Raw genomic sequence first — 26868 nt, forward strand, 5'->3', positions numbered from 1 at the left:
CAAGGTGGAAGCGGACATCCTCTGGGGCAAAACGGTTTTCAAGCTGATCGGTTGCGTTCTCGTTGGTCCGCGCGGCCCTATTCCCGGTCGCCGTGATCCATCGGTCGACCAGCCGAAGGCTCGCGCAGGTCGGCACCGTCGTCGCCGAGGTGGACAACGGCACGGTGCTGCGGCACGCTTTCGAGGAAGCGAGGCTGCGCGGAGCCACACTGCGAGCGGTGTCGATCTCGCGCGATGCTGCGCTCGGAAACTTCACGGCGCCCGCGCAATTGGATCGCCGACTCGCACGGTGGATGCGGTTGTATCCCGACGCGCACGCGGAGCAGGCACTCCGTGCTCGCGATCCGCTGTGGCAACCTATGAATCGGGCTCCGGGCCGAACCGGAAATGACGACCGGTGACCTCGGTCGGGGTGATCCGCACATAGTGCGGCTTGCGCATGGCGGTCCACGGCAGTAACTGCGCGCGGTCTGCGTGTGCAATGTCCGCGTCGGTTTTCAGCAGCCGGGCGCGACCGCGGACGATGACGCTCCAGCCTTCGACGAGGTTGTGGTCGTCCACCTCGAAGACCACCGCGTGGTTCGCCACGGCCGAGAACAGTTTGGTGCCCTCGGCGGTGCGGAACAGCACGGTGCGGTCCTGCGCCACGAAGTTGACCGGAAAGATCTCGGGCTCACCGGCGAAGTTGGTGACCAGCCGGCCCAGCGTGACACTGCCCAACCGATTCCAGTTCTCGTCCTCGGTGAGTACGCTCACCGGTTCGTCGCTACGCACGACCCCAACGCTACGGAGAATCGCCGGCGTTGAGTAGGGCCGGCGATCTAGCCGTGGCTGACCCGAAGCAACTTGGCCAAGCTCGGCAGCTTGACCCGGGGGCGCCCGTGCGGCTCGCCGGCCGCCCGCTCGTGGGCGTCGATGAGCTCCCAATGCGCCGAGGTGACCAGTTTGGGCTGGCGCGAGGCCAGCCATTCGGCCAGCTGATCGGCGTGGTCGTCCGGGAAATCCGCCAGGCCGCCACCATCGGGGCGGGCGGCGCTGGCCAGGTCGGCGAGCAGCGTGTCCACGGTGTCCTGGGAGTCCTTCTTGTTGGTGCCGATGACGCCGGTCGGCCCGCGCTTGATCCACCCGACCACGTATTCGTTGCGGCTCCCGTCGACCCGGCCCCCACTATTGGGGATCGTCGCGGTCTTCTCGTCGAACGGTAGCCCCGGCGTGGGCACGCCGCGGTAACCGACCGAGCGCACCACCAGCTGCACCGGCAGCTCCTCGCGCTCGCCGGTGTCGTTGGCGGAGACCCGCCCGTTGGCGTCGGTGACGAGCTCGTTGCGGCCGAGCACAATCCGCTCCACCCGGCCCTCGCCCTTGATCTCGATCGGCGAGGTCATGAAGCGCAACACGATCCGGCGATGCCCCGGGCGCGGGGAGCGCTTCGCGTAATCACGCAGCACGTTGATGTTCTGCTTGGCCGTCTTGCCGGCCGCGGCGGCGTCCTCGTCGCTCACGCCCTCGAGCTGCGCCGGGTCGACGATCACGTCGACGTTCTCCAGATCGCCCAGCTCGCGAAGTTCGAGCGTGGTGAACGCGGTCTGCAGGGGCCCGCGCCGGCCGATGACCACCACTTCGTCGACCCCGCACGGCCGCAACGACTCCAGCGCGTGGTCGGCGATGTCGGTCTGGCCCAGCACGTCGGGATCGGTGACCAGGATGCGCGCGACGTCGAGGGCGACGTTGCCGTTGCCGACGACCACGGCGCGCGCGCCCGACAGGTCGGGCGTGGCCTCCTCGAAGTTGGGATGCGCGTTGTACCAGCCCACGAAATCGACGGCGGCGATGCTGCCCGGCAACTCCTCGCCGGGGATGTTCAGCGCGCGGTCGGACTGGGCACCGACGGCATAGATGACGGCGTCGTAACGCTCGGCGAGCTCACTGGCTTGCACGTGCTCGCCGACCGAGACGTTGCCGAAGAAACGGAACCGCGGATCTTGGGCCGTCTTCTCGAATTGCTTGCTGATCGACTTGATCTTCGGATGATCGGGCGCGACGCCGGAGCGCACCAGCCCCCACGGGGTGGGGAGCATCTCCAGCATGTCAACGGCGACATCGATGTCCTGCGACGCGTCGGCCGCCTTCAGCAAGGAGGACGCGGCGAAGAACCCCGACGGTCCGGAGCCGACGATTGCAACGTGGTACGGGCGCATTCTCGACCTTCTATTCGGGCCACGTCAGCGCCGGGGGCTTCCAAAATAGGCCGGCGCGCAACGCGGGGCGCACATGATCGTGCCTCGACTCTAAACGCATGACCGCTGGTCGTGACCTCAGCACTCGCCGGTGGCCGGGCAGGCTGGCGGCCCCCGGTAACGTTGTCGGCTGTGGAACCCGACCGTCAAGCCGACATCGCCGCCCTCGACTCCACCCTGACCACGGTGGAGCGGGTGCTCGATGTGGACGGTCTGCGCGCCCGCATCGAGAAGCTCGAACACGAGGCTTCAGATCCTCAGTTGTGGGACGACCAGACCCGCGCCCAGCGGGTGACCAGCGAGTTGTCCCACGCCCAGGGCGAGCTGCGCCGGATCGAGGAGCTGCGGGGGCGTCTGGACGACCTGCCGGTGCTGTACGAGCTGGCGGCCGAGGAGGGCGAGGGCGCGGCAGAGGCGCTGGCCGAGGCGGACGCCGAGCTGAAGGCGCTGCAGGCCGAGATCGAGGCCACCGAGGTGCGCACCCTGCTCTCGGGCGAGTACGACGAGCGCGAGGCGCTGGTCACGATCCGTTCCGGCGCCGGTGGGGTGGACGCCGCCGACTGGGCCGAGATGCTGATGCGGATGTATATCCGGTGGGCCGAGCAGCACAAGTATCCCGTCGAGCTGTTCGACACCTCCTACGCCGAAGAGGCCGGCATCAAGAGCGCGACGTTCGCCGTGCACGCCCCGTTCGCCTACGGCACGCTGTCGGTGGAGCAGGGGACCCATCGGCTGGTGCGAATCAGCCCGTTCGACAACCAGAGCCGGCGCCAGACCTCGTTCGCCGAAGTCGAGGTGCTGCCTGTGGTGGAGACCACCGATCACATCGACATTCCGGAAGGCGATGTGCGCGTTGACGTTTACCGTTCGAGCGGCCCGGGCGGCCAATCCGTGAACACCACCGACTCCGCGGTACGTTTAACCCACGTCCCAACGGGTATCGTCGTCACTTGCCAGAACGAAAAATCGCAATTGCAGAACAAGATCTCGGCGATGCGAGTGCTTCAGGCAAAGTTGTTGGAGCGCAAGCGATCCGAAGAACGCGCGGAGCTGGACGCGTTAAAAGGCGAAGGCGGCAGTTCGTGGGGCAACCAGATGCGCTCCTACGTGCTGCACCCCTATCAGATGGTCAAGGACCTGCGGACCGAATACGAGGTCGGCAATCCGGCGGCCGTCCTGGATGGAGACATCGACGGATTCCTGGAAGCGGGAATCCGTTGGCGCAACCGAAAAGATGACGAATAACACAAGCATTCTTGCGGCCTCGATGACGCACCGTTGGCACGACTTCTGGCGGGGCGAGATCGGTGAGTGGATCATCACCAGGGGTCTGCGGATCGCCATGGTGCTGATCGCGGCGGTGCTCGCGGCGAGGTTCGTCAACTGGGTGGCACAGCAGGTGACCCGGCAGCTCAACCTCGGCTTCGCCGAAAGCGACGCGCTGGTGCGCTCGGAAGCCTCCAAGCACCGCCAGGCCGTGGCCTCGGTGATCTCCTGGGTATCGGTCGTCATCATCGGCATCTGGGTCATGCTGCAGATTGCCGACGTGCTGCAGTTCTCGGTGGGGGGTCTGGTCGCCCCGGCCACCGTGGTCGGCGCCGCCCTGGGTTTCGGCGCCCAGCAGTTGGTGAGAGACCTGCTGTCCGGCTTTTTCATCCTGGTGGAGCGGCAGTACGGCTTCGGGGATCTGGTCACCCTCACCGTCGTTGCGGCCACGGAAGCCAGCGGCACCGTCGAGAACGTGACGTTGCGGGTGACCAGGCTGCGCTCGCCGGACGGCGAGGTGCTGACCATCCCGAACGGGCAGATCGTCAAGGTGGTCAACCTGTCCAAGGATTGGGCGCGCGCGGTGGTGGACATTCCGGTGTCGACCAGCGCCGACCTGAACCGGGTCAACGAGGTCCTGCACCAGGAATGCGACCGCGCGATGGACAACCCCGTGCTGGGGGCATTGCTGCTGGATGCGCCCACCGTGATGGGGGTGGAGAGCATCGAAGTGGACACCGTCACCTTGCGAATGGTGGCCCGCACCCTGCCCGGTAAGCAGTTCGAGGTCGGCCGGCAGCTGCGTGTCCTGGTCATCCGCGCGCTGGCCCGCGTCGGGATCGTGACGGCGGCGGACGCGCGGGTGGAGCTGGTCGACGACGCGTCCGTCCCGGCCGCCGAACGGCAAACCGATAATGACGTCCAAGGTGCGGGGCAAAAGCGGTGAAATTCACCCTGAACATCCTCGAGAAGCGCGGCGACGACACGGATGCCGAACATCGCTGGCCGAATTACGTCTTCGGCGGGCGGATGCGCACGTCGACCCTGGTGCTGATCATCGCCTTTTTCCTGGTGTGGTGGACCTACGACACCTACCGCCCGGCGCCGGCGCCAAAGCCCCCGGCCCAGCAAGTGGTGCCGCCGGGGTTCGTGCCCGATCCCAACTACACGTGGGTGCCGCGCAGCCGTGTGCAGCAGCCGCCGGCGACCGTCACCTATACGCCGACCCCCACGACCACGCCGCCGCCTCCACCGCCGCCACCCCCGGTGACCACGACCACCACCACTACGCCGCCGTTCCAGATGCCGCAGCTGCCGTGCATCCTCCCGGCGCCGTTCTGCCCGCCGAGCACGAGCCCGCCCACGCCGACGCCCGAGCAACCGCAGCCGGGCCCCGGTCCGACCCCCACGACGTCGCCCCCGGCCCGTTGACTTCGCCTGCCAGCGAAAATCACCGCTACACTGGCGTGCCGTGATGATCACCCTGGACCACGTCAGCAAGAAGTACAAAAGCGCGGCCCGTCCCGCATTGGAGGACGTCAACGTCAAGATCGACAAGGGTGAATTCGTCTTCCTGATCGGCCCGTCGGGTTCGGGCAAGTCGACGTTCATGCGGCTGCTGCTCGGCGAGGAGAGCCCGACCTCCGGCGACATCCGAGTGTCGAAGTTCCACGTCAACAAGCTGCGCGGTCGTCACGTACCGAAGCTGCGTCAGGTGATCGGAACGGTCTTTCAGGACTTTCGCCTGCTGCAGCAGAAGACCGTGTACGAGAACGTCGCCTTCGCGCTGGAAGTGATCGGCAAACGCAGCGACGCGATAAACCGCGTGGTGCCCGACGTGCTGGAAACCGTCGGCCTGTCGGGGAAGGCAAACCGGCTGCCCCACGAGCTGTCCGGCGGCGAGCAGCAACGCGTGGCGATCGCGCGGGCCTACGTCAACCGGCCGCTGGTGCTGCTGGCGGACGAGCCGACGGGCAACCTCGACCCAGATACCAGTAAGGACATCATGGATTTGTTGGAGCGGATCAACCGCACCGGGACGACGGTGTTGATGGCGACACACGACCATCACATCGTCGACTCGATGCGCCAGCGCGTCGTCGAGCTGTCGTTGGGCAGGCTGGTGCGCGACGAGCAGCGTGGCATCTACGGGATGGACCGCTAAGTGCGCTTCGGCTTCCTGCTCAACGAGGTCCTGACCGGCCTTCGCCGCAACGTCACGATGACGGCCGCGATGATCCTGACGACCGCCATCTCGATCGGGCTGTTCGGCGGCGGCCTGCTGGTGGTACGGCTGGCCGACAACTCCCGGGAGATCTATCTCGACCGCGTCGAGACGCAAGTCTTCCTCACCGACGACATCTCCGCCAACGACGCGACGTGCGCCTCAGCTCCGTGTAAGGCGCTGCGCGACAAGGTCGATGCGCGACAGGACGTCAAGTCGGTGCGGTTCGTCAACCGGCAGGACGCCTACAACGACGCCATCAAGAAGTTCCCGGAGTTCAAGGACGTCGCGGGCAAGGACTCGTTCCCCGCGTCGTTCATCGTCAAACTAAACAACCCCGAACAGCACGCGGAATTCGACGCCGCGATGCAGGGGCAGCCGGGGGTGCGCAGCATCCTCAACGAGAAGGACCTGATCGACCGGCTGTTCGCGGTGCTCGACGGGTTGCGGGATGCCGCGTTCGCCGTCGCGCTGGTGCAGGCGGTCGGGGCGATCCTGTTGATCGCCAACATGGTGCAGGTCGCGGCCTACACGCGACGCACGGAGATCGGGATCATGCGGCTGGTGGGCGCCAGCCGGTGGTACACCCAGCTGCCCTTCCTGGTGGAGGCGATGCTGGCCGCGTCCATCGGTGTCGCCATCGCGGTCATCGGCCTGATGTTGGTGCGGGCCTTGTTCCTGGATAACGCGCTGAGCCAGTTCTACCAAGCTCACCTGATCGCCAAGGTCGACTACGCCGACATCCTCTATATCTCGCCGTGGCTGTTTCTGCTCGGCGTGTCGATGGCGGCCCTGACGGCGTACGCGACCTTGCGCCTCTATATCCGGCGGTAGCTGTGGCCAAGGGATCCGGCCGGGCCAAGGCGGCGGGCGGCAAAGGTGGCAGCAAACAAGTTGTGGCCACCAATCGCAAAGCGCGGCATAACTATTCGATCATCGAATCGTTCGAGGCCGGGGTCGCGCTGCAAGGCACCGAGGTCAAAAGCCTGCGCGAGGGCCAAGCTTCGTTAGCTGACGCCTTCGCAACGATCGACGACGGCGAAGTGTGGTTGCGCAACTTGTACATTGCGGAGTACCAGCACGGTAGCTGGACCAATCATGACCCCCGGCGCAACCGAAAGTTGTTGTTACATCGGCAACAAATCGACAGGCTGGTCGGCAAGATTCGAGATGGTAACCTCGCCTTGATGCCGCTGTCTCTGTATTTCTCCGAGGGCAAGGTCAAGGTCGAACTGGCCCTTGCGCGCGGCAAAAGGGCTTACGACAAACGCCAGGACATGGCCCAGCGCGACGCACAGCGCGAAGTGGTCCGTGAACTAGGGCGCCGAGCGAAGGGCATGACCTGATCGGCGCCGCGTACGCCCAGCTGTCAGCCGTTACGTACGGTGTCAGCGATTTTGTGGGCGGTGTCGCAGCTCGGCGGGTGGCCGCGCTGCGCGTCATGCTGGTCGCCTATCCGATCGAGACAGTCCTACTCGGTGTGATGGCCATCTTCGTCGGTGGCCCTATTCATGTCGGGGCCGTTCTGTGGGGGACCCTCTACGGAATCGGCATGGCGTTCGGCATGTGGGCGTTCTTCGCGGCGCTGGGTTCGGGACCGATCTCCGTCGTCTCACCGCTGGCGGCCGTGCTGAACGCCGCGGTACCCGTCGCAGTGGGTATGGCTCTGGGGGAGCGGCCGGGGCAGGCGGCCCTGGTGGGTGTCGTGCTGGCCCTGGGGGCGGTGATGCTGGTCAGCCGCGAGGCCCCCGTCGAGGGGACCCCATATCGGTTCACCCCAAAAGTGGCCTGGCTCACGGTCGTTGCGGGCTCGGCGATGGGACTGAACCTGGTGTTTCTGCACCAGGCACCCCACGTCTGCAAGCTCTGGCCGCTCGTCTTCGCCCGGGTGGCGGCCAGCCTGGTGATCTTCGCGATGGCCGCAACCAGCCAGAACCTGAAGATGCCGCGCGGCAAGCCGTTGCGGTTGGCGGTCGCCGTCGCCGTCCTGGACATCTTCGCCAACATCACCATGCTGGCGGCCCTGCACACCTGGCTGCTGTCGTTGGCCAGCATCCTGATCTCGCTGTATCCGGCGGCGACGGTCGTCCTGGCGATGGTCGTGCTGCGGGAGCGGGTGACCCGCTGGCAGGGGATCGGCATGGTGCTCGCGATGGGGTCCGTGGCGATGATCGCGTCGGCCTGACCGGCCTACGATCCTGACCATGGCCGATCGCCCCGTCACCAAACTCGACAAGTCCACCGTGCTCACCGGTCTGTTCGCCGTTTGGGACGACCTCGACGCGCTGTTGGCGGGCCTGTCCGAGGCGCAATGGCGGGCCGCGAGTCCGCTGCCGGGCTGGGACGTCAAGGCCTTGGTGTCGCACATGATCGGCACCGAGTCCTTCCTCGCCGGCATCGCCGCGCCCCAGCCCGACATCGATGTCTCCGCGCTGGAGCACGTGCACAACGACATCGGAGCGATGAACGAGTGTTGGGTTCGCCATCTGGGCACCCACGCGGATGCCGATGTGCTGGAAAGCTTCCGGGCGATCACTGACGACCGGCGCGCGGCCCTGACGGCCCTGTCCGATGAGGAGTGGAACGCGGTGACGGCGACCCCCACGGGCCCGGACACCTACGGCCGGTTCATGCGGATCCGGGTGTTCGATTGCTGGATGCACGAGCAAGACATTCGCGTCGCATTGGAGCGGCCGCCCTCCGACGACGAGCTCGCCGGCCCGGCGGCCTCGCTTGCCGTCGATGAGATCGCCGCCACGATGGGCTACGTCGTGGGCAGGCTGGCCAAGGCCCCCGAGGGTTCGCGCGTCCAATTCGAGCTCACCGGCCCGCTGGCCCGCACCATCCGGGTCAGGGTCGACGGTCGGGCCGCCGTCGTCGACAGCTTCGCGGGACAAGAGCCGACGGCGACGATCCGGCTGGACGGGCTGCAGTTCACCAGGCTCGCCGGCGGCCGGCCGATGTGCCCCGCGCGCGCTCAGGACGTCGAACTCGGTGGCGACAAAGACGTGGCCGGCCAGATCGTCGAGCACCTCAACTTCGTGATCTGACCGCTCTTCGTCGCCTTTCGCGACGAACGTCGGATTGATGCGTTGATATGGGGGTTTTTCGCGCAACGAGTCGACGCTCGTGGCCCGGCGGGGAAGATAATCCCATTGCCGCTGGTTGATAGGCGGGTACCATTGATATTCCTGCCGAAAGTCGGCGGGATGCGAGGGGCTGAAAGGTTTCGACTTCGCGCATCGAATCAAGGGAAGCGTGCCGGTGCAGGCAACCGACCACCGTAAGCGTCGTTGCAAACAGATAAGCGCCGATTCACATCAGCGCGACTACGCTCTCGCTGCCTAAGCGACAGCTAGTCCGTCAGACCGGGAACGCCCTCGACCCGGAGCCTGGCGTCAGCTAGAGGGATCCACCGATGAGTCCGGTCGCGGGACTTATCGGGACATCAACAGCGACTGGGATCGTCATCTCGGCTTGTTCGCGTGACCGGGAGATCCGAGTAGAGGCATAGCGAACTGCGCACGGAGAAGTCTTGAGGGAATGCCGTAGGACCCGGGTTCGATTCCCGGCAGCTCCACAGAGAATGTGCTGGTCAGAGCAACCAAGCTCTGGCCAGTTTTCTTTCTGATCAATTCGGCCTCGGTGGTAGGGCCGGTTGCGCTGGAGGCGCAGAATTGCCAATCATCGAAGCATTTCCGAAGTGGGGCGCTCATCGCCGGGCGGACCTAGGCATGCTTCCCGCCTGTAGTCGGGGTAAGCGGGCGCGGTCGACCTCATCACGCGCGCTTAGCGCTTGCGGCGAACAACGATGCCGTTGAGCAGGTTTTCCAGAGCCGCGAGCGAATCTCTACTCTCGCGCATCGGGTCCGCTGAGCGGGCAACCGTCATCGCGGCTTCACACATCGCGCCATGAACGAGGTGCGCCAAAGGCTCCACCCGCTGGCGCCCGAGGTGGCCGTCGGCGATCGCTTGGGAAAGACCCTGCCGGAGCAGGGAAGTGACATGCTCGTCCTCGAGCTTGCGCATCGTCTCCCAACCGAGGACTGCGGGAGCATCGATCAGCGTGATGCGCTGCACCCCTGGATCCAGCACCGCGTCGAAGAACGCTCGGCAGCCACTCAGGACATTCTGCCAGCTGCTGTTGCCGCGTCGGGCAGCGCGCAGCACAGCCTGGCCGATCGCAACCTGCTCGGCTTCATAAACCGCGGCGAACAACGCGCGTTTGCCCGGGAAGTGGTGGTAGAGCGCGCCCTTGGTCATGCCGGCACCTTCGACGATGCCATCGACAGAGGTGGCGTCGAAGCCGTCCTCGGCGAATGCGCGGCGCGCCACCGACACGATCTGCTCGATGGTGACGCGCGTGCGCTCTGCTTGGGTACGCGGGCCGGTCACGGGTCTCAGCATACGCGATACATACCCAGGGTACATACTTGTGGTACATACTGTCAGTATGTATATACTGCCGGTATGCAAATCCAACGGCATGTCTGTCCGCTCTGCGAGGCCGGTTGCGGTTTGGAGAGCAGCGTGGATGCGGGCGAGGTCAGCTCCATCCGTGGCAATCGCAACCACGTATCGAGCCGCGGACATGTCTGCCCGAAAGCCTTCGGGCTCAAAGAGCTTCATGAAGATCCCGACCGGTTACGTGCACCGCATCTCCGCAGCGCCGACGGTCGGCTTCAGCCCGCGTCCTGGGAGGAGGCGTTCGCGGTCGTCGATCGACGACTCACCGCGGTCATTGACCAGCACGGCGCGGATGCCGTGGCCTTGTACCTCGGCAACCCGGTGGCACACGACTTTGCCACGACGCTCTATGGCAGCGCCGCGATGCGGGCGCTCGGCTCACGCAACATCTACACCGCGAACACCGTCGACGCGATGCCGAAATTTGTTGCCTGCCAACTCATGTTCGGCGGGATGTACACAGTGCCGCTGCCCGACGTCGACCGCTGCTCATATCTATTGATCTTGGGCGCTAACCCGATGGTGTCCAACGGGAGCCTGCTCACCGCTCCGGGTATGCGGGGACGGCTACGTGCGCTGCGGCGCCGCGGGGGGCGGTTGGTCGTGGTCGACCCCAGCCGGAGTCGAACTGCCCAAGAGGCCGACGAGCACTACCGGATCCGGCCGGGCACCGATGCACTGCTCCTGCTGTCGTTGGTGCATGTTCTGTTCAGTGAGGATCGCATCGATCTTGGCCGGCTGGGCCCGCACACTCGCGGCGTCGAAACCGTTGAGCAGGCCGCACGCGAGTTTTCTCCGGAGACCGTTGCTCCGCACTGCGAAATCCCGGCCGAGGAGATTCGCCGGCTCGCGCGTGATCTGGCCACCGCGCCGGCTGCGGCCGTGTACGGCCGCACCGGCACTTGCACTCAGCGCTTCGGGACCGTGTCGAGCTGGCTGATCGACGTCCTCAATGTCCTGACCGGCAACCTCGATCGGCCCGGCGGTGCCATGTTCGCCCGCCCTGCGGCCGATCTGCGACTGGTCACGGCGGGGCGGACGGGCACCGCGATCGGGCGGTGGCGCAGCCGGGTGCGTGGCGCCCCCGAGACTCTCGGAGAGCTGCCGCTGGCCTGCCTTGCCGAGGAGATCGACACGCCTGGAGCAGGGCAGGTGAAGGCGCTGATCACCGTAGCCGGAAATCCGGCGCGCTCAGCTCCGAACAGCTCGCGCCTCTCGGCTGCGTTCGAGCAGCTCGAACTCATGGTCAGCCTGGATCTGTACCGCAATGAAACGACACGGCATGCGCACGTACTGTTGCCGGCGCTCTCGCCGCTGACCAAGCCCCACTATGACTTGTTCTTCGGCCATTTTGCGATCCGCAACACTGCCACCTACTCACCGCCGGTGCTACCCGCGCAGCCCGGCGACAAAGCGGACTGGCAGATCTTGCTGCGCTTGATCGGAATCCTGGCACGACAAGGCGCCACGGCCGACCTGAAGGCCATCGACGACATGGTCGCCGAATCGCTGGCGAAGGCTGTCGGCGGCGATGCGCATGGACAGCTTCGCGGCCCCGAGCGTCTTCTTGACTTGTTGTTACGCGCAGGACCCTACGGCGACGCCGATGGGCCGCTCACCCTGGCCCGGTTGCGCGAGTATCCCAACGGGATGGATTTCGGCCCACTGAGCCCACAGCTGCCCGGGATACTCAACACACCGTCGGGGCAGATCGAGCTCGCCCCACCACCGTTGGTGGACGATGTTGCCCGATTGCGCGCCAGCTTCCTCCGGCCCCGTAAACCCAGCATGGTGTTGGTCGGGCGGCGTCACCTGCGGTCGAACAACTCCTGGATGCACAACTTGCCCACGCTGGCCAAAGGACCAGACCGGTGCACATTGCAAATTCACCCCACCGACGTCGCACGTCTCCAGCTCGGCAAGCACGCCCGGGTGAAGTCGCGCGCCGGCGTAATCGACGCTCCGGTGGAGGTGACCGACGCAGTGACCCCCGGCGTGGTCTCACTACCGCATGGTTGGGGACACGACGAACCAGGAACGGCTGCCGCTATCGCGGCACAACGGCCGGGAGTCAACAGCAACCTCTTGGCCGACGGCATAGAACTCGATCCACTATCCGGCACCGCGGTGCTCAATGGCATCCCGGTAGAGATCACTGCAACCCCCACACCAACGCTCGACGCCACGCAGGAGAACTCCCATGTCCACTGAGGCTGTGCTGCGCGAGGCACTGCGCAACTACGCCGAGGCTAAGAACCGACACGACGTCGAAGCGATCGTGGCCGCATACGCACCCGACGGCAGCTACCAAGACTCTGGGGTTCGCCAGCCGGTCACCGGCCACGCGCAATTGCGCAAGTTCTACGCGGCCTTCTTCCAATCAGTGCCTGATTACCAGGGCCACTTCGATGGGACGGCATTCGGCGACGACACGGCCGTGGTGTGGGGGCGCATGACCGGGACGGTGGGGAACAATCTCCTCGGCCTGACCACTGATCCCGGCAGCCGCATCGATGTCCCCGTCACGTTCGTGTGCACCTTCCGCGGCGGACAGCTCACCAGCGACTGCGGCTACTTCGATACCAGGATCCTTCATCACCAAGTTGGTTTCGCCGGGCCGGCTGCTGCGCTGGAGCCGCCGGTGTCAACGGTCGCATCCTTCGTCGCGGGTTGGGCCCGATTCTGGGCTGCGCCCACCGACACCACCCGCGTTCACGGCCTCGTCACCGACGATGTTGCGCTGCACTGGCCGGGAATTGCCGAACCATTGCGCGGACGCAATGCCTATGTCGCCCAACTGGCCGCCGCGGTCAAGCACGTTCCGGACCTGACGTTATCGGTCGCCGACTACGCGCACCGCGGCAACGTTCTCCTGATCGCGTGGGAAGGCCGTGGAACGGTGGATGGTTCGGTACGGCGCTGGTGCGGTGCCGACCGGTTCCGGCTTCAAGACGGCCAAAGCGCCGAGACGACGGTCGTATTCGATACGAGGGGCATGACGCCCAGCCGCAAGCGGCACCTAATTCCGGCCAAACCATAACTGAGGAGGCAGTTTTCGTGCGCGCAATCATCCAACATGAGTGGGACGGCCCCGCCTCCCTGCGGTTAGCGGAGGCCCCCGAACCGCAGCCGGCCCCGACCGAGGTGAAAGTCCGCGTTCACGCCGCTGGTGTTAACCCAGTGGACTACTACACAAGTGGAGGTCGGGCATATAACCGGGTGCTCAATCTGCCGTTCATTCACGGCTGGGACGTGGCAGGGGTAATCGAGGAGGTCGGCTACGGCGTCAACCGATTCAATGTCGGCGATCGGGTTTTCGGAATGCCGTGGTTCCCGCGCCAAGCGGGCGGATACGCCGAGTTCGTCACCGGGCCGTCACGGCACTTCGCGGCTATGCCCGCCGGGTTGGACTTCACCGAAGCAGCCGCCCTGCCGCTCGCGGGGCTCACCGCATGGCAGATGCTTGTCGACGTCGCCCACGTTGCGCCCGGCCAGCGCGTGCTGATAGCTGGCGCCGCTGGGGGAGTCGGGCATTTGGCGGTCCAGATCGCCAAGGCGCACGGCGCTTACGTCATTGGGACCGCCCGCGCCGCCAAACACCGCTTCCTTGCCGAGCTGGGTGTTGACCAGGCGTTGGATTACACCGTAACGCCGGTCCACGAGGTAGTCGGTGATGTTGACGTGGTGATCCAGATGTTCGGTGGTGATGCTGGTGTCGAGGCATTGGGATGTCTTCGTCCCGGGGGGATTCTGGTCAGCGCTCAAGCCGCCTGGACGCCAGGCCTGCACGAGCGTGCGAAAGAGCTCGGAGTTCACGCCTACGACTACCTGGTCGAGCCCGACGCGGCCGGCCTCCGGGGCATCGCGCAGCTCGTCGAATGCGGAAAATTGCGGGTGCATATCGCCGAGCGGCTCCCGCTAGCCGACGCGGCGCGTGCCCTGACCATCAGCAGCCAGGGCCGCACCAGCGGCAAGATCATTCTCACCGTGGTGTGAACGAACCGGACGTGGGCCCCATGACTTCTCTTGCATCTCACCGGCAACTGCACGATCCAGGTGGGAAAGGCGCATTGCGTGTCGGGATCGTGGCGCTGCTTGCCGCTGACCAATGGCCGGGTACCGAACCTGACCAACTCGCCCGCATGGTGCGCACCATCGAGGATCTCGGCTTCGACTCGCTATGGGCCAACGACTCACTGATTGGCCCACGTATCGAAGCGTTGACATTTCTCGCGGCTGCCGCTTCGGTGACTGAGCGGGTGACACTTGGCACCGCTGCGCTTCTTCCTGCGTTGCGCAGACCTGTACAAGCCGCGCAAGCGCTAGCCTCCATCGATCGATTGGCGCAGGGCCGCCTCGTCGTAGCTGTCGGTGCCGGCTTTCCGGGGATATCGGAGACCGAATACGCGGTGTCGGAAGTGTCATGGCGACGGCGCTCCAGGCGGCTCGACGAGACTGTTGCGCTCTGGCGACAGCTATGGGCCGGGGCAGGGCCGAGCGCGTTTCACGGCGATACGATCGCCCTGAGTGACATTCCTTCTGGGATAAGGCCGTTCAACCCTGCCGGGCCGCCGGTCTGGCTTGCCGGCGACACGCCGCGCGCCCGCGCTCGCGCGGGGGCGGCATATGACGGTTGGCTGCCCTACCCGCCGACGCCGTCGGGTTTCGCGACGGGTCTAGGTGACGTTCGCGCCGCAGCCAAGCTGGCTGGGCGGCCGACTGACGCCGTCACCCCAGCCCTTTTTGTGACGGTCCTTGTAACGGACTCGCCAGATGGCGGTCGATCCGAACTTGATCGGTTCACCACCGCAACGTATGGATTTCCGCTTGCGGCCGTCGAGAGTCTCCAGGCCTTCGCCGCCGGGTCCGCTGAGGCGGTTGCGGCCAAGCTGGCGAACTACATCGATGCCGGAGTGCGCCACTTGGTCTGCCGTATCGGGGTGCTCACGCAGGATGGGTTCCGGGTGCAGCTCGAACGACTTCGAGATGTGAAGGATCGCTTGGAGGAGGCGTCCCGTGCTTACCCGTGAGCGCACGACGGTCGGCCTGCTCCGCGAGTACCAGAACTTCTCGGATTTGTTGGCCAGGCTCGATATGTCGATGTGGACCCGAGCCACCCGCTGCGCCGGTTGGCAGGTGCGCGACGTCGCCGCCCATGTTGTGGGTCAGGCGATCGACACCGTCACGGGCGCAAGCGGTACGCGAAGCGCCGATGAACAGGCGGCGTCGCTGCGCGCCCAACCGCCCAACGACCTTGCCGCCCAGATGCGGCAGATCGGAGAGTCGACGGCAGGGCTGTTGACCGCGTTCGGCGACGACATGTGGGTCCGACCCAGTCCAGCACCGCGTTTCACTGTTGGCCGGGCAATACATGCTCTATTGATGGACGCGTACGTGCACGCCGACGACATCCGCGACGCCATCAATCAGCCATCAGATCTACGCGAAGGACTTTATGACAGCCTTGATTTCGTCCTCGACATCCTAAGCCGCGATCCCATCATCGCAGCCGACTCGCACGTAGTCCGCCTGCTTGCGATACCGGCCGCGGCATTCCCGAAGGAAAGCGGAATCGACGCCCACAAATTCCTTCTCGCTGCTACAGGGCGACGCGACCCACGGATGCTGGGTCTTCCCGAAACAGTGAATATCTTTCGCGCGTGACTGGAGCGTGCCCGCAGCTCAGTAACGGGCTTTTCCGAAATGGCGTGCAGCCCTGGGTGAGTAGTCCTGACGAGCCGCGCTTAGGCCGTCCGCGGTCTGCGAGGTTCGGCTAGTCGTCTGCAGGTTGATTCCTGCGAGCATCCCAAATTCTTTGTGTGTGCTCACCGATCGATCGGTGATGGATGGCAATGTCAACTTGAACTGGCCCCGGTGTGACGGCCGGATTTGGCCCCGGCCCAGGGTTCGGGTGGTTAGCCCCAGAAGATGCCGGTGGGGTCTTTGTCGATTTCGGTGAGCAGGTCGGCGATGCGGGCTGAGGGGTCGAGCAGGTCGTAGCGGTGGAATCGTTGGTGGCGGTCACGCCAGTAGAGGGTCCAGGTTTTGTTGGTAGCGGTGTAGCGCAGTCGGGCGATCGGGAAGCTGATCCAGTCCGGGCCGAAGTCGTCACGCCAAGGCGGGCGATGCTCGGTGATGGTCAGATACCTGGACGCTACCTCGCATTCCAGGCGTACTTCGTGGCGCGCGTCGTCGGGAACCCTTGCCGCGCACCAGCGTTGCACGCGTGCGACGTCAAGTTCGGGCAGTGCCATTCTGATTACCAGCGGGGTTGGCCGGCGGCGGTGGTGAGGTGGTCGTAGGCGTTGTCGAGTTGTCGTTGGCGGCGGCGGTTGGGTTCGTGGTTGGCTTCGGCGGCCAGGGAATCTATCAGTTCGTTGAGTTCGGTGTCGGTGACCGTGAGGTGCAATTCGTTGCCGTGGGCGTGGATGGCGAAAACTGCTCTGTGGCAGTCATGGTCGAGGAACGGCAGGGTCCGCAGGATTGCCGCGGTGTCGGCATCGACGAGGACATTCTGGACGGGTTCGGCCGCGCTCAACTGCTGGCGACGCAGGTCGTAGATCGAGGTGGCCCAGTTGCTGATGGTGCCGTCGTCATCGCAGTGGCTGCAGCACCAGTTGATGGGGTGATCGGGTTGGGTCCAGCTCACGACGATGCGGCCGGGGCAGGCACGGTGGGCTGGCCGGCGCCGGCACGGCAGGGCGGTTTCCCATCGGGTGTGAGCGTCGCCGGCCGAGGCTGCGGCGACAATCGCGCTTAGGTGTTCGGCGAGCTTGCGGGCCGGGCCCGGGGTGTCGGGTCCCACGTCGAGGAAGTGGTGCAGATCGGCGACCAACATGACCTGGTCACTGTAGCCGCCGCAGGGTGTAGGCGCGGGTCAGCTGCGGGTGGACTCAGTGGCTGTGCTGGTGCGTCTTTTGCGGGCATGGGCCAGCCGGTAGGAGGTGGTTCCGGTTTCGATGATCTGTCCGGCGAAGGTCAACCGGTCGACGATCGCCGCGCACAACCGCGGGTCGGTGAATGTCTTGGTCCAGGCCGAGAACGGTTCGTTGGAGGCGATCGCCACGGCAGAGCGTTCTTCGCGTTCGGTGAGCACCTGGAACAACAGTTCGGCGCCGCGGCGATCCAATTGCAGATAGCCCAGCTCATCGATCAGCAGCAGATCGACCCGCCCGTAGCGGGTGATCAGTTTGCTCAGCTGGGCGTCGTCGGCGGCTTCGACGAGTTCGTTGACCAGCTTGCTGGCCAGGGTGTAGCGGACCCGGTAGCCGGATTCGGCGGCCAGGGTCCCCAGGCCGATCAGCAGGTGGCTCTTGCCGGTCCCGGAGTCCCCGATCAAGCACAGCGGTTCACCGGCCTTGACCCAGCCGCAGGTGCGCAAGGTTCCAATGACAGCCGGGTTGATCGCCGGGTTGGCCTCAAAGTTGAACTCCTCGAGCCGTTTTGGTCGGGGAAATCCCGCGTCGTGCACGCGGCGTGCGGCGCGGCGCCGATCCCGGTCGTCACACTCGGCGATCACCAACTCCGACAAGAACCCCAGATAGGACTGCTGCTCGCGTTCGGCGGCCGCGGCGATCTCGGCGAAGCGGTCACGGATCGTGGGCAGCCGCAACATTCGGCAGCCCTGCTCGATGGCCGAGACCGCGGCTTGCTCGGTGACATTGCGTCGCGCAATACTCATGACGTTTCCCGGCCCAGCAAGGTGTCGTACTGGTCGACCGAGGGCAGCGCACGCGCATCGAGCAGACGGCGCTCGGCTAGCACCAGGACCTGCCCACCGTGAGCGGGCCCGCCCGCGGGGTCGGTGTCGCTGCCGCGACGGCGTCGTTCGGCGGCTTTGCGTGCTTCCAACGCGACCACATCGGCATTGGTGGCATCCACCGACAGTGCGGCGGCGATCCCGGCGAGCACATCGGCGTGGTCGAGACGGCGATGCAGCAGCAACACCTCCACCAGCGCCCGGGTACCGGCCGCATCGCCGTGAGCCCGCCGCGCTGCCGCCCACCAGGCGTCGTGCTCGGCGGTGAACACCTTGGCCGCCCGGGCTTGCAGCAAGGCGGTGGCCCCAGGCAGAGCGCCGGGTTTGCGGGCCAGGATCTCCAGGTAGTGATCCAATTCCAGCACCTTGGTGCCCTTGCCGACCGCCCGCGGATGCCGTGCGACCACGCTGGTGCGGTCATAGACGGTGACGTGGGAGGCCGACAGTTTGACCCGGAGCCGATGGCCGATGAACCGGGCCGGCACCGAGTACTGATTGCAGCGCACCATGATCTGGGCGTAGCGGTCCACCCGCGGGGTCAACGTCAACGCCGTATCGAACGGTTCACCGGGGATCGGCTGCAACGCCAGCTTCTCGGTCTGCCAGTCCTGCCCAACAGTGTTGGCGCGGTTGGCGATCCGACGCCGATCATCAGCATCATCAGCCGCAGCCAGCATCTCGTTGAGCTCGTCGATCGACTCGACCTTCGGCATCGGCACGCAATGGGTGCGGCGAAACCGCCCGCCTTCGCCTTCCACGCCGCCCTTCTCGTGACTGCCGTCGTGACCGGGCTGGCAGTACCAGGCTTCGAAACCGTAGTGCGAACGAAACGCGATCCAGCGTTCGTTCTCCTGACGAGAACGCCCAAACAGCACCTGCTTGACCGCGCTGTTGAGGTTGTCGTAGCGGATCTTGTCGACCGGTACGCCGCCGAGCCGGTCGAATCCGTACACGTGACCTTCCAGGAAGGCCTCCTGGCCCTGGGTCGCGAACGCCCGATGGGCCGCCCGCCCCGAGAACGACAACCGCATTGTGAACAGCGCGGTCTTGGTCTTCACCCCGGCCAGCACCACCCACAGATCATGGAAGTCGACCTCGGCTTCAGCGCCGGGCCGATACGTCTGCGGCACGAACCCCGCCTCCAACGCCCGGCCCGCTTCCGCGGCGATCTGCGGGCGCCGCTTGCGGACATGATCACGCACCGTCGAATACGACAACCCGGTCGCATCGTATTCATCGACCAGACGCGCCAAAACCCTTCGGGCGGTGTGACGTTGCTTCTTCGGGGCGTCCAGATCCGAGCGCAGCATCTCATCAATAGCGGCCTTGAACGGCTCAAGCCGCGGTGCCACCCGCGCCGGAACTTTGCGTGCCGGCGGCACCGCCGAGGCCAACGCCTGACGCACCGTGCGCCGGTGCACCCGATGCTTATCGGCCAGCGCCCGGATCGACAACCCCTCAAGCCGATGATCCCGGCGGATCGCCGCGAACTGCTCCACCTTCGACCTCACCCTCCAGACCCTCACCTTCATCACCACGCGATCCAGGCCATCCGGAACGCACGCGATCACCGTCAGGTGGGGCCAATCCACGTCGTCATAACCAACGCGGCGTGTCGTGAAGACGGAGCCAAATCAGACCGTCAAAACAGCACACCCGCGACCACACAGGTGGAGCCACTTCAAACCGTCCACCCGGGGCCAAGTCAGGCTGTCACAGCCAGATGGATTTCCTGAAAGTTCCGTCCACCGCGCCGGAATGTGGCAATGACCGCGGACGGCACCTCCTGCTCAGGCGTCGGTGCCGACAGCCACTCGCACGGTCTTACGTGCACCAAATCCACTGCGGCGGCCGCTTCGCCGGCGTCATAGAAGTACGGCCCGCAGATGCGGCCCAACCAGAACCACCCGTCGGTGTCGCGGCTCCACACAAACGAGCCGTCATCGAGGTCGGCGAATCGGCCGACCCGACGGACAAGCCGTTCCTGTTCGCCCGAGCGATCCACGTATTGCCCGAAGCCGCACAGGCCGAGCCGTCGAGCGCGGTCGATGGCAGCTTGCGGCTCGACGGCATCGTTGCGGGAACGCATCGGCGCGCGGTGGACGGCGACCATGACAAACATCGTGCCCTGATTACCGCCGGCAACCCCCAGGCGTGCGCCGATCGCCAAGCGCCGATGCTCGATGCGCTAGGACCGAAGTGGCTGCATCGGGGCGAACCCAGATGTGGCGGCGCTTACGGCGCCGTTAGCTCTTCCAGACGACCTTGTCGATGCCGGCGGCATCCCGGTAGACAACGCTGTCCGGCGCCGTGCCGCCTCGAACGTCGAAGTAGAGCCGCCCGGTCGCCTGGGCGCCCGGCGCGATCGGCTGGTTCGGCAGGCCGTCTACTTCATGCCCTTTCATGACCGCGTAGGTCGAGCTGTTGACGGCACGCGCGTTGAAGTCGGCAATGACCGGAGTCGCATTACCGCGCACACCTGTGGCCGTGACGTCGGAGCACCAGATGCCATCGTTGTGGCCGCTGGGCTGCAAGTTGTTCACGGTGTAGTTGATGGCTTCTGCGCCGTTTGCGCTTGGAATCTCTGCGGATTGGCCAAACGCTACGACTTGCGGATCCGCCAGCGCCGGCGACGCCATCAGAATTCCCGCCGTCGCGATGCCGGCGGCGGCCGCCGTCGTCTTCATGGCAACCTTGGAGAGCATCATGGCAAAACCCCTTCCCTAGGTCCCTGCGGTCAAGAAGCGCTAGCCGCTTGCTCGACATCCCCGGGAGGTATCCAGACTCGCCGGTTTCAAACCTGCTCGGGCGAGGTCAGAGGGTGAATCGTTCTAGCCTTTCGGACTCAGGACGACCACCGGGATGGGTCGTGACGTCCGCTTCTGATACTCCACGTAGCGGTTTTGGTTGTTGTTGTTGACGATCTGCCATAGCCGCGGGTAGTCGGGGGCATCGGGCAGCACCGGTCGCGCGGTGACGGCGAAACGCCGTGGCCCGACGTTGATCTCGACGTCGGGGTTGGCTTTCAGGTTGTGGTACCAGCCGGGGGCTTCGGGGGCGCCGCCCTTGGAGGCGACGACCAGATACTTGTCACCGTCGCGGGCATAGGTCAGCGACGTCGTGCGTCGTTTACCGGTCTTCGCGCCGACGGTATGCAGCAGCAGGCTCGGTATCCACAGCGCGCGGTGACCGATCCAGCCGTTCGTCTTTTGATACACCGTGTCGTGCACTCGCAGCAGCTGCGGAAGCACCTTTTCCTCCACGAAACTCATAGCTGTCAGTCTCGCTCGGCGGCGCCGGTATTTGCCAGGGGGTTCCTCGAAGCGGGAGGCAATTCGGACGTATATCCGCACATGGCCGCGGAGATAGCTATAGTCACCTCGGACTGAAGGGGCGGTTGGGGTCAAGGGGGGTCAGACGGCAATTGGCGCAGATACTGACATAGCTGCCCCCGTCGCGATTTCGCATGTATCTACCATTCTCGAGAGTTGCCCTTCACCCAGTTGGTGACGATGGCAGACGTTGAGAGCGTCAGCCCCGTCACGCAAGCGCGGGGCCTGCGTCCGCCGAAGCCGGCATTTCGCCAAGACCTCGAAGGCCTGCGTGCCGTCGCGGTGTTGGCCGTCGTGCTCTTTCATGCCGGCGTGCCCGGTGTGGGCGGTGGGTTCACCGGCGTCGACGTGTTCTTCGTCATCTCGGGATTCCTCATCACCGGAATGCTTTACCGCGAGGTAAGCACTGCAGGCACCGTCCGGCTGGGCCGCTTCTACGGGGCGCGAGCCCGCCGGCTGCTGCCGGCATCGGCTGCGGTGGGCGTTGTCACCGCGATCGCCTCGGCGATCCTGTTGCCCCCGTTGCAAGCCGAGGGCGTCATCGGTGACGGCATCGCCAGCGCGCTGTACATCGGCAACTACTGGTTCGTCTTCCACGGCATCGACTACCAACTTGCCTACACGCCGCCGTCGCCGTTCCAGCACTACTGGTCCCTGGGCGTCGAGGAGCAGTTCTACCTGGTGTGGCCGGCCGTCATCATCGGTACGGCCTGGGCCACCCGGCGGCGGCGTCGGCGCGCCGCGGGCGTGTCGTCCGAGCGTCCTTATCTCCTGGTCCTTGCGCTGGTCGCGGTCCTGTCGTTTGCCGCGTCACTGCTGGCCACCCCGATCGTGCCTTCCGTCGCGTTCTTTTCACTGCCCACCCGGGCGTGGGAGTTGGCCGTGGGCGGCCTGGTGGCCCTGACGACCACCCAGTGGCGCGGGCTGGCGGCGCTGCCCGCCGCGATCGCGGGATGGGCGGGCCTGGCACTGATCCTGCTGGGTTGCACGGTCTTGAGCGTGATGACGCCCTACCCGGGCACGGCCGCCCTGCTGCCCGTGCTCGGCACCGCGCTCGTGATCGCCGCGGGCTGTGTCCACCCCACCCGAGGGTGCGGGCACCTTTTGGCGTGGTCGCCGATCGGAGCCATCGGCCGAATTTCGTATTCGTGGTATCTCTGGCACTGGCCCGTGTTGTTGCTCGCGCCGCCGGTGCTGGGCCATCCGCTGGGACTGGTGGGCAGGCTCGCGACGGTCGCGATATCCGGCGGCCTGGCCGTGCTCACCCTGCGCTTCATCGAAAACCCGCTCCGCTTCGCCCCTTTCGTGCGCCGGTCCGCGTTCCGCAGCCTGTTGCTCGGTGGCGGTGCGACCGCGGTGGCGGTATGCGTGGGCGCGGCGTTGCTGGTGGCGATCCCCGCCCCCGTCGGTCACGGTGCCCCGGCGGCGGCGCTGAAAGTCACCGGGCCGATACCACCGGCGGGTGACAGCCTCGACGCGTACGACGCGGCGGTGCAGTACGCGTTTGCGCAAGTGCAGACGATGGTCGCGGTGTCCGCCGATCTCAAGGCAGTTCCGTCGAATCTCGACCCATCGATCGGCGCTGCTTCAGCCGAAAACCCGATCGCCTACTTCAAGGGCTGCTTGCGCAATTTTTTGGAGGCCGATCAGCCCGAGTGCATCAGCGGCGAGAGGGCGTCAAAGACCGGCGTCGCCCTGGTCGGTGACTCGACCGCAGCGATGTGGATCCCTGCATTCCAGCAGGTCACCGGGCGGCGGCACTGGCGGCTGGAGGCCCTGACCAAAGGCGGCTGCCCGATGCTGGACCTGCCCATCATCAACCCGTTCCTGCGCCGGGAATTCACCGAGTGCGACAAGTGGCGCGATCTGGTCGTCGCCCGCCTGCGCAACCAGCATCCACAGTTGGTCGTGTTGAGCCTGTGGCGCAAATACGGTGACCGTTACGACTTTCCAGCTGGTGTCACGTCATACGACTCGGCCTGGCTCGGCAGCCTGACCCGACTCGTCCAGCAGCTGCGCGGTACCGGCGCCAAGGTGCTGGTGCTGGGGCCGGCCCCGGATCCGCACGCATTGGTGCCGACCTGCCTGTCCGGTCACCTCGATGACGCGACGGCCTGCGCGCCGCCGAGATCGACGGCGGTGAACGATCCGGGCATCGCCGCCGAGGCGGCGGCCACCAAAGCCGGCGGCGGACAGTACGCCGACCTCACCGAGCTGTTCTGCACGTTGGACCGGTGCCCGGTCATCGTCGGCAACACCGTGGTGTTCCACGACGCCAACCATCTGACGTTCGAATACGCCCGGGAACTGGCGCCGGTGATGGGCGCGCTGGCCGATCGCGCGCTGCTCCCCGGCTGAGCTTTGCGACGATCCTCACCGGAACCGTTCAGCCGGTGCGCTCATGTTCGCTACCCTTAACTCGATCATCAGTTGCCTGGGAAGTTGAGGCCACGAAATGGCTGAAAGACCCAAGGCTCGCCCCCGGGCGCCGGGACCGAGCGACATCGTCGCGGAGTTGGCTGCCGCCGGATTCGACAACGCGCGCCAGATCGCTCGAGGCGCCGCCGGCGTGGTGTATCGCTGTCGCGAGACTGCGCTGGGTCGCAACGTCGCCATCAAGGTGTTGCCGACCTTCGGCGACGACGAGAGTCGCGAACGATTTCTCCGCGAGGGCTACGCCATGGGCGGCCTGTCGGGCCATCCGAACATCGTCAACATTCTGCGCGTCGGCGTCACCGCGGGCGGCCGGCCTTACATCGTGATGTCGTACTGCGCCGCCGGTTCCCTGGGCCTGCGGGTGCAGCGAGAGGGGCCGATCGCCTGGCCCGAAGCGATGCGGATCGGTGTGAAATTGTGCGGGGCGCTCGAAACCGCTCACCTGACAGGAACTTTGCACCGCGATATCAAGCCCGCGAACGTTCTCGTCAACGATTACGGCGAACCGCAGCTCACCGATTTCGGGACGGCGCACGTCGCTGGAGGCTATGAAACGGCGTCCGGGTTGTTTTCCGGCACAGTCGATTTCCTCGCGCCCGAGATCATGACCGGCGATCCGGCGACGGTCGAGACGGATGTTTATTCGCTCGGTGCCACACTCTATGCGCTCATTGCCGGCAACGCCGCATACGAGCGCCGCAGCGGCGAAGACCTCCTCGCGCAGTACACCCGGATCAAAAGCACGCGGGTCCCGGACCTGCGCCCCAATGGGATCCCCGACGCGGTCTGTTCGGCGATCGAAAAAGCGATGCGGTTCGATCCCGCCGAACGGCCGGCGTCAGCGGCGGAGTTCGGCCGCGAATTGCAGGAGAGCCTGCGCCGCAACGGATTAAAGCCCGATTCCATGTCGATTACCGCCGCGGGTGCGGGTTCGGGGCGCATCGCGCGGCCGGTGCCGAGACCGCCGAGGATCGCCAAACCGGGCCCACGGATCGCCGGCCCGGAAAGCGCCACCTCGCTGATGAATGCGCTGGGAGATCGCCCCACCTCGACGCCACCGCATCCGCCGTCACGGCCGCCCGGTCGCCAGCAGCCGGGCCGCGCACCCGCTGTCTCGCGCGGCTCAAACACGTCCGAGCCCACCCAGATGATCCCCGAACAGACAAGTGTCACCGACGCGATCGCGCCGACGAGTTCTGCCGACCGCGTTCCGGATACGCCGCGCGGATTGGCGACCGGCGCGGTGGCGTGGCCGAAACCGTCGAAAGCGAAGCGAAGCCGCGCCACCGCGGCGCTGATCGCCGTCGCGATCGTGGTGGCCGTGTTGGTGCTGGGCAGCGGCGTCTACGTGCTGCTGACGCACGGCAAGCGGCACCCCCAGGCCGCCGCGAGCCAGCCGAGCCAGGCGTCGGTGAAGTGGCAGCCGATCACGAACGCGCGCATCGCACGCGACGCGGCGGCAACCACCCAGGCCGATGGCACGATCTGGATATTCGGCGGAATCGGCAGCAACCACGCCGTCGTCGCAAACCACGAGGGGTATGACCCCGTCATCGACAGCTGGAAGAGCGGCGACGATCTCCCGGTCCCGGTTCAACAGGCCATGGCCGTGACGTGGCAGGGAAACCCGATCGTGCTCGGCGGCTGGCGCGCCGCGGGCGCGCAAAAGGTTGCCAGCGACCAGGTTTGGCGCGTGGTCAACAGCCACTGGGTGGAGCTGCCCCACCTGTTGCAGCCCCGCGCGGCAGCGGCGGCGGCCGTGGTGGGCGACCGCATCATCGTGACCGGCGGCGTCGACGCCAACGGAGCGCTGCTGAACTCAACCGAGATCTTCGACGGCAACGCCTGGACCCTCGGCACCCCCATCCCGACCCCGCGACAGATGCTGGCCGCGGCCTCGGACGGGAAGCTGGTGTATACGGTCGGCGGGACCAACGGGAACGCCGACCTGGTTGCGGTCGAGGCGTACGACCCGGCCGCGAAAACCTGGATGAAATTGCCCGACCTTCCCCACCCTCGCAGTGACCTTGGCGTGGCGATCGCGGACCGGCGCCTGGTCGCCGCCGGGGGTCAGTCGGCGGGGCAAGTCCTCAAGAGCGTGGCGGTGTTCGATCTGTCGACGAAGACGTGGGATGGCTTGCCGGACATGGGGACTGCGCGCCACGGCATGGCCGTCGATGCGGTGGGGAAGTCCATCTACGCCGTCGGGGGGTCGACGGCCGTCGGTGACGACCAGGTGACCGCGACGGCCGAGGCGTTGCAACTGCCGCCACGCCTGGCCCAGCCGGCCGCGCAGTGGCGTTCGCTACCGGACGCGCCGACACCCCGGCTGATGACGGCGTGGACCGTGCTGGGCGACAAGATCTGGATCATGGGCGGACTGCGCGACGGAGTCGCACTCCCGACGGTCGAGAGTTACGACCCGCGCACCGGCGCCTGGCAAGCCCAACCCCCGCTGCCCGTCCCGCTCCACCACGCCGCCGCGGCCACGTATCGCAACGAGGTGGTGGTCCTCGGCGGCGCCAGCGGCGACCTCACGCAGGCGTCCACCAAGGTGTTCGCGTTGCGCGGCGGCAATTGGGTGGAGCTGGCCGGCCTCAGCCACGCGCGGGCGGCACCGGCGGCCGCGGTGGTCGGTGACAAGCTCGTCGTCGCCGGCGGACAGAACGCCAAGCAGCTCGTCGGCCAGACCGAGGTCTTCGACGGCAGCTCGTGGCGCGACGCGGCCAACATGCCCACCCCGCGCGAGCACTTGGCCGCGGCGTCCGACGGCACCTACATGTACGCGGTCGGCGGGAGGTTCTTGTCCGCCGACAAGAACTCCGCGGCGTTCGAACGGTTCGATCCCCAAGCAGGGACCTGGACCAAGTTGGTCGACATGCCAACTCCGCGTGGAAGTTACGGCGCCGCGTTCATCGATGGCCGAATCGTGGCGGTCGGTGGTGAGGAACCAACCCAGGTGTTGGGAGTGGCGGAAATGTACGACATCGCCAATGCGAAGTGGTCCACGCTGCCCCCGCTGCCGACGCCGCGTCACGCTGAGGCGGTCGCGGCGGTGGGCAACACCGTGTACTGCATTGGCGGTGCAAACCGGCCCACCCATGAGGGCCCCGTCGCGACGGTCGAGGCATTGGACTTCGTCTAGCG

25 protein-coding genes and 1 other RNA gene are annotated in these 26868 nt (G+C 66.1%); 16 read left to right on the forward strand and 10 right to left on the reverse strand.

Features of this window, described 5'->3' with window-relative positions:
- Positions 1 to 357 precede the first annotated feature (357 nt).
- Positions 358 to 774: a pyridoxamine 5'-phosphate oxidase family protein gene (locus QGN31_RS06195; protein WP_009954272.1), complete on the reverse strand. Its 417-nt coding sequence runs from the start codon at positions 772 to 774 to the stop codon at positions 358 to 360.
- 47 nt (positions 775 to 821) lie between these two features.
- Positions 822 to 2198, reverse strand: coding sequence for an FAD-dependent oxidoreductase (locus QGN31_RS06200; RefSeq protein WP_009954271.1), 1377 nt, complete (start codon positions 2196 to 2198; stop codon positions 822 to 824).
- A 171-nt stretch (positions 2199 to 2369) separates the two neighbouring features.
- On the opposite strand from QGN31_RS06200, the gene prfB reads away from it, so the two are divergent.
- From prfB to ssrA, 9 genes are all read left to right on the forward strand, one after another.
- Positions 2370 to 3482, forward strand: a complete 1113-nt coding sequence (gene prfB, locus QGN31_RS06205) for a peptide chain release factor 2 (protein WP_008259372.1) — start codon at positions 2370 to 2372, stop codon at positions 3480 to 3482.
- Positions 3472 to 4449, forward strand: coding sequence for a mechanosensitive ion channel family protein (locus QGN31_RS06210; protein WP_026071243.1), 978 nt, complete (start codon positions 3472 to 3474; stop codon positions 4447 to 4449). The genes prfB and QGN31_RS06210 overlap by 11 nt, the downstream gene beginning before the upstream one ends.
- A complete protein-coding gene (locus QGN31_RS06215) occupies positions 4446 to 4934 on the forward strand; it encodes a hypothetical protein (protein WP_014380843.1) in 489 nt (162 codons plus the stop codon). The genes QGN31_RS06210 and QGN31_RS06215 overlap by 4 nt, the downstream gene beginning before the upstream one ends.
- A 43-nt stretch (positions 4935 to 4977) precedes the next feature.
- On the forward strand, positions 4978 to 5667 hold the full coding sequence (ftsE, locus tag QGN31_RS06220; RefSeq protein ID WP_036459544.1) for a cell division ATP-binding protein FtsE: 690 nt from the start codon (positions 4978 to 4980) through the stop codon (positions 5665 to 5667).
- Entirely contained in the window at positions 5668 to 6561 is an 894-nt protein-coding gene (ftsX, locus tag QGN31_RS06225) for a permease-like cell division protein FtsX (RefSeq protein ID WP_009954262.1), read from the forward strand.
- 2 nt (positions 6562 to 6563) lie between these two features.
- On the forward strand, positions 6564 to 7073 hold the full coding sequence (smpB, locus tag QGN31_RS06230) for an SsrA-binding protein SmpB (RefSeq protein ID WP_009954261.1): 510 nt from the start codon (positions 6564 to 6566) through the stop codon (positions 7071 to 7073).
- Between the two features lie 95 nt (positions 7074 to 7168).
- A complete protein-coding gene (locus QGN31_RS06235) occupies positions 7169 to 7912 on the forward strand; it encodes an EamA family transporter (protein ID WP_434089309.1) in 744 nt (247 codons plus the stop codon).
- Between the two features lie 19 nt (positions 7913 to 7931).
- Positions 7932 to 8777: a maleylpyruvate isomerase family mycothiol-dependent enzyme gene (locus QGN31_RS06240; RefSeq protein WP_014942739.1), complete on the forward strand. Its 846-nt coding sequence runs from the start codon at positions 7932 to 7934 to the stop codon at positions 8775 to 8777.
- A gap of 165 nt (positions 8778 to 8942) precedes the next feature.
- Positions 8943 to 9310, forward strand: a transfer-messenger RNA (tmRNA) gene (gene ssrA / locus QGN31_RS06245).
- 206 nt (positions 9311 to 9516) lie between these two features.
- On the opposite strand, the gene QGN31_RS06250 is transcribed toward ssrA, so the two are convergent.
- The gene (locus tag QGN31_RS06250) at positions 9517 to 10122 is read right to left on the reverse strand and encodes a TetR/AcrR family transcriptional regulator (RefSeq protein ID WP_014385562.1); all 606 of its coding nucleotides are present in this window, start codon (positions 10120 to 10122) and stop codon (positions 9517 to 9519) included.
- Between the two features lie 75 nt (positions 10123 to 10197).
- On the opposite strand from QGN31_RS06250, the gene QGN31_RS06255 reads away from it, so the two are divergent.
- The 5 genes from QGN31_RS06255 to QGN31_RS06275 are packed head-to-tail and all read left to right on the forward strand — an operon-like array spanning position 10198 to position 15858.
- Positions 10198 to 12405, forward strand: coding sequence for a molybdopterin-dependent oxidoreductase (locus QGN31_RS06255; protein ID WP_083863020.1), 2208 nt, complete (start codon positions 10198 to 10200; stop codon positions 12403 to 12405).
- Positions 12406 to 12409: 4 nt separating this feature from the next.
- Positions 12410 to 13234: a nuclear transport factor 2 family protein gene (locus QGN31_RS06260; protein WP_014942737.1), complete on the forward strand. Its 825-nt coding sequence runs from the start codon at positions 12410 to 12412 to the stop codon at positions 13232 to 13234.
- A gap of 17 nt (positions 13235 to 13251) precedes the next feature.
- Entirely contained in the window at positions 13252 to 14190 is a 939-nt protein-coding gene (locus tag QGN31_RS06265; protein ID WP_041785151.1) for an NADP-dependent oxidoreductase, read from the forward strand.
- Positions 14191 to 14210: 20 nt separating this feature from the next.
- Positions 14211 to 15224, forward strand: coding sequence for an LLM class flavin-dependent oxidoreductase (locus QGN31_RS06270; RefSeq protein ID WP_232065618.1), 1014 nt, complete (start codon positions 14211 to 14213; stop codon positions 15222 to 15224).
- Positions 15211 to 15858, forward strand: a complete 648-nt coding sequence (locus tag QGN31_RS06275) for a maleylpyruvate isomerase family mycothiol-dependent enzyme (protein ID WP_014385557.1) — start codon at positions 15211 to 15213, stop codon at positions 15856 to 15858. Before QGN31_RS06270 ends, QGN31_RS06275 begins: the two co-directional genes overlap by 14 nt.
- Before the next feature lie 251 nt (positions 15859 to 16109).
- Here QGN31_RS06275 and QGN31_RS06280 read toward each other — a convergent pair whose 3' ends face one another.
- The 7 genes from QGN31_RS06280 to QGN31_RS06310 all read right to left on the reverse strand — a co-directional run bounded on the left by QGN31_RS06280 (position 16110) and on the right by QGN31_RS06310 (position 21225).
- Complete coding sequence (locus tag QGN31_RS06280; protein WP_014941576.1) at positions 16110 to 16448, reverse strand: DUF3024 domain-containing protein; 339 nt, start codon at positions 16446 to 16448, stop codon at positions 16110 to 16112.
- A 5-nt stretch (positions 16449 to 16453) separates the two neighbouring features.
- Positions 16454 to 17032 carry a hypothetical protein gene (locus QGN31_RS06285; RefSeq protein WP_014941577.1) on the reverse strand — a complete coding sequence of 193 codons (579 nt, stop codon included), beginning with the start codon at positions 17030 to 17032 and terminating at the stop codon, positions 16454 to 16456.
- A 39-nt stretch (positions 17033 to 17071) separates the two neighbouring features.
- Complete coding sequence (gene istB / locus QGN31_RS06290; RefSeq protein WP_014941578.1) at positions 17072 to 17875, reverse strand: IS21-like element helper ATPase IstB; 804 nt, start codon at positions 17873 to 17875, stop codon at positions 17072 to 17074.
- A complete protein-coding gene (istA, locus tag QGN31_RS06295; protein WP_043955664.1) occupies positions 17872 to 19464 on the reverse strand; it encodes an IS21 family transposase in 1593 nt (530 codons plus the stop codon). The genes istB and istA overlap by 4 nt, the downstream gene beginning before the upstream one ends.
- 194 nt (positions 19465 to 19658) lie before the next feature.
- Positions 19659 to 20066, reverse strand: coding sequence for a hypothetical protein (locus tag QGN31_RS06300; protein WP_014942734.1), 408 nt, complete (start codon positions 20064 to 20066; stop codon positions 19659 to 19661).
- A 133-nt stretch (positions 20067 to 20199) separates the two neighbouring features.
- Positions 20200 to 20661 carry a DUF1942 domain-containing protein gene (locus QGN31_RS06305; protein ID WP_014942733.1) on the reverse strand — a complete coding sequence of 154 codons (462 nt, stop codon included), beginning with the start codon at positions 20659 to 20661 and terminating at the stop codon, positions 20200 to 20202.
- A 123-nt stretch (positions 20662 to 20784) separates the two neighbouring features.
- Positions 20785 to 21225, reverse strand: coding sequence for a nitroreductase family deazaflavin-dependent oxidoreductase (locus QGN31_RS06310; protein WP_014942732.1), 441 nt, complete (start codon positions 21223 to 21225; stop codon positions 20785 to 20787).
- A gap of 216 nt (positions 21226 to 21441) precedes the next feature.
- Here QGN31_RS06310 and QGN31_RS06315 point away from each other — a divergent pair, with 216 nt between their 5' ends.
- Positions 21442 to 23643: an acyltransferase family protein gene (locus tag QGN31_RS06315; RefSeq protein WP_014942731.1), complete on the forward strand. Its 2202-nt coding sequence runs from the start codon at positions 21442 to 21444 to the stop codon at positions 23641 to 23643.
- A 97-nt stretch (positions 23644 to 23740) separates the two neighbouring features.
- A complete protein-coding gene (locus QGN31_RS06320) occupies positions 23741 to 26866 on the forward strand; it encodes a Kelch repeat-containing protein (RefSeq protein WP_014942730.1) in 3126 nt (1041 codons plus the stop codon).
- Positions 26867 to 26868 lie beyond the last annotated feature (2 nt).

This window comes from Mycobacterium sp. 2-64 (genome assembly GCF_035918375.1).
GTDB lineage: Bacteria > Actinomycetota > Actinomycetes > Mycobacteriales > Mycobacteriaceae > Mycobacterium > Mycobacterium intracellulare.

What these genes read in the sequence shown, in the direction of transcription:
- QGN31_RS06200 (WP_009954271.1), bottom strand. Translation starts at nt 2,198, where the DNA reads ATGCGCCCGTACCACGTTGCAATCGTCGGCTCCGGACCGTCGGGGTTC.
- QGN31_RS06210 (WP_026071243.1), top strand. Translation starts at nt 3,472, where the DNA reads ATGACGAATAACACAAGCATTCTTGCGGCCTCGATGACGCACCGTTGG.
- ftsE (WP_036459544.1), top strand. Translation starts at nt 4,978, where the DNA reads ATGATCACCCTGGACCACGTCAGCAAGAAGTACAAAAGCGCGGCCCGT.
- QGN31_RS06235 (WP_434089309.1), top strand. Translation starts at nt 7,169, where the DNA reads ATGCTGGTCGCCTATCCGATCGAGACAGTCCTACTCGGTGTGATGGCC.
- QGN31_RS06240 (WP_014942739.1), top strand. Translation starts at nt 7,932, where the DNA reads ATGGCCGATCGCCCCGTCACCAAACTCGACAAGTCCACCGTGCTCACC.
- QGN31_RS06255 (WP_083863020.1), top strand. Translation starts at nt 10,198, where the DNA reads ATGCAAATCCAACGGCATGTCTGTCCGCTCTGCGAGGCCGGTTGCGGT.
- QGN31_RS06270 (WP_232065618.1), top strand. Translation starts at nt 14,211, where the DNA reads ATGACTTCTCTTGCATCTCACCGGCAACTGCACGATCCAGGTGGGAAA.
- QGN31_RS06280 (WP_014941576.1), bottom strand. Translation starts at nt 16,448, where the DNA reads ATGGCACTGCCCGAACTTGACGTCGCACGCGTGCAACGCTGGTGCGCG.
- QGN31_RS06285 (WP_014941577.1), bottom strand. Translation starts at nt 17,032, where the DNA reads ATGTTGGTCGCCGATCTGCACCACTTCCTCGACGTGGGACCCGACACC.
- istB (WP_014941578.1), bottom strand. Translation starts at nt 17,875, where the DNA reads ATGAGTATTGCGCGACGCAATGTCACCGAGCAAGCCGCGGTCTCGGCC.
- QGN31_RS06300 (WP_014942734.1), bottom strand. Translation starts at nt 20,066, where the DNA reads ATGGTCGCCGTCCACCGCGCGCCGATGCGTTCCCGCAACGATGCCGTC.
- QGN31_RS06305 (WP_014942733.1), bottom strand. Translation starts at nt 20,661, where the DNA reads ATGATGCTCTCCAAGGTTGCCATGAAGACGACGGCGGCCGCCGCCGGC.
- QGN31_RS06310 (WP_014942732.1), bottom strand. Translation starts at nt 21,225, where the DNA reads ATGAGTTTCGTGGAGGAAAAGGTGCTTCCGCAGCTGCTGCGAGTGCAC.
- QGN31_RS06320 (WP_014942730.1), top strand. Translation starts at nt 23,741, where the DNA reads ATGGCTGAAAGACCCAAGGCTCGCCCCCGGGCGCCGGGACCGAGCGAC.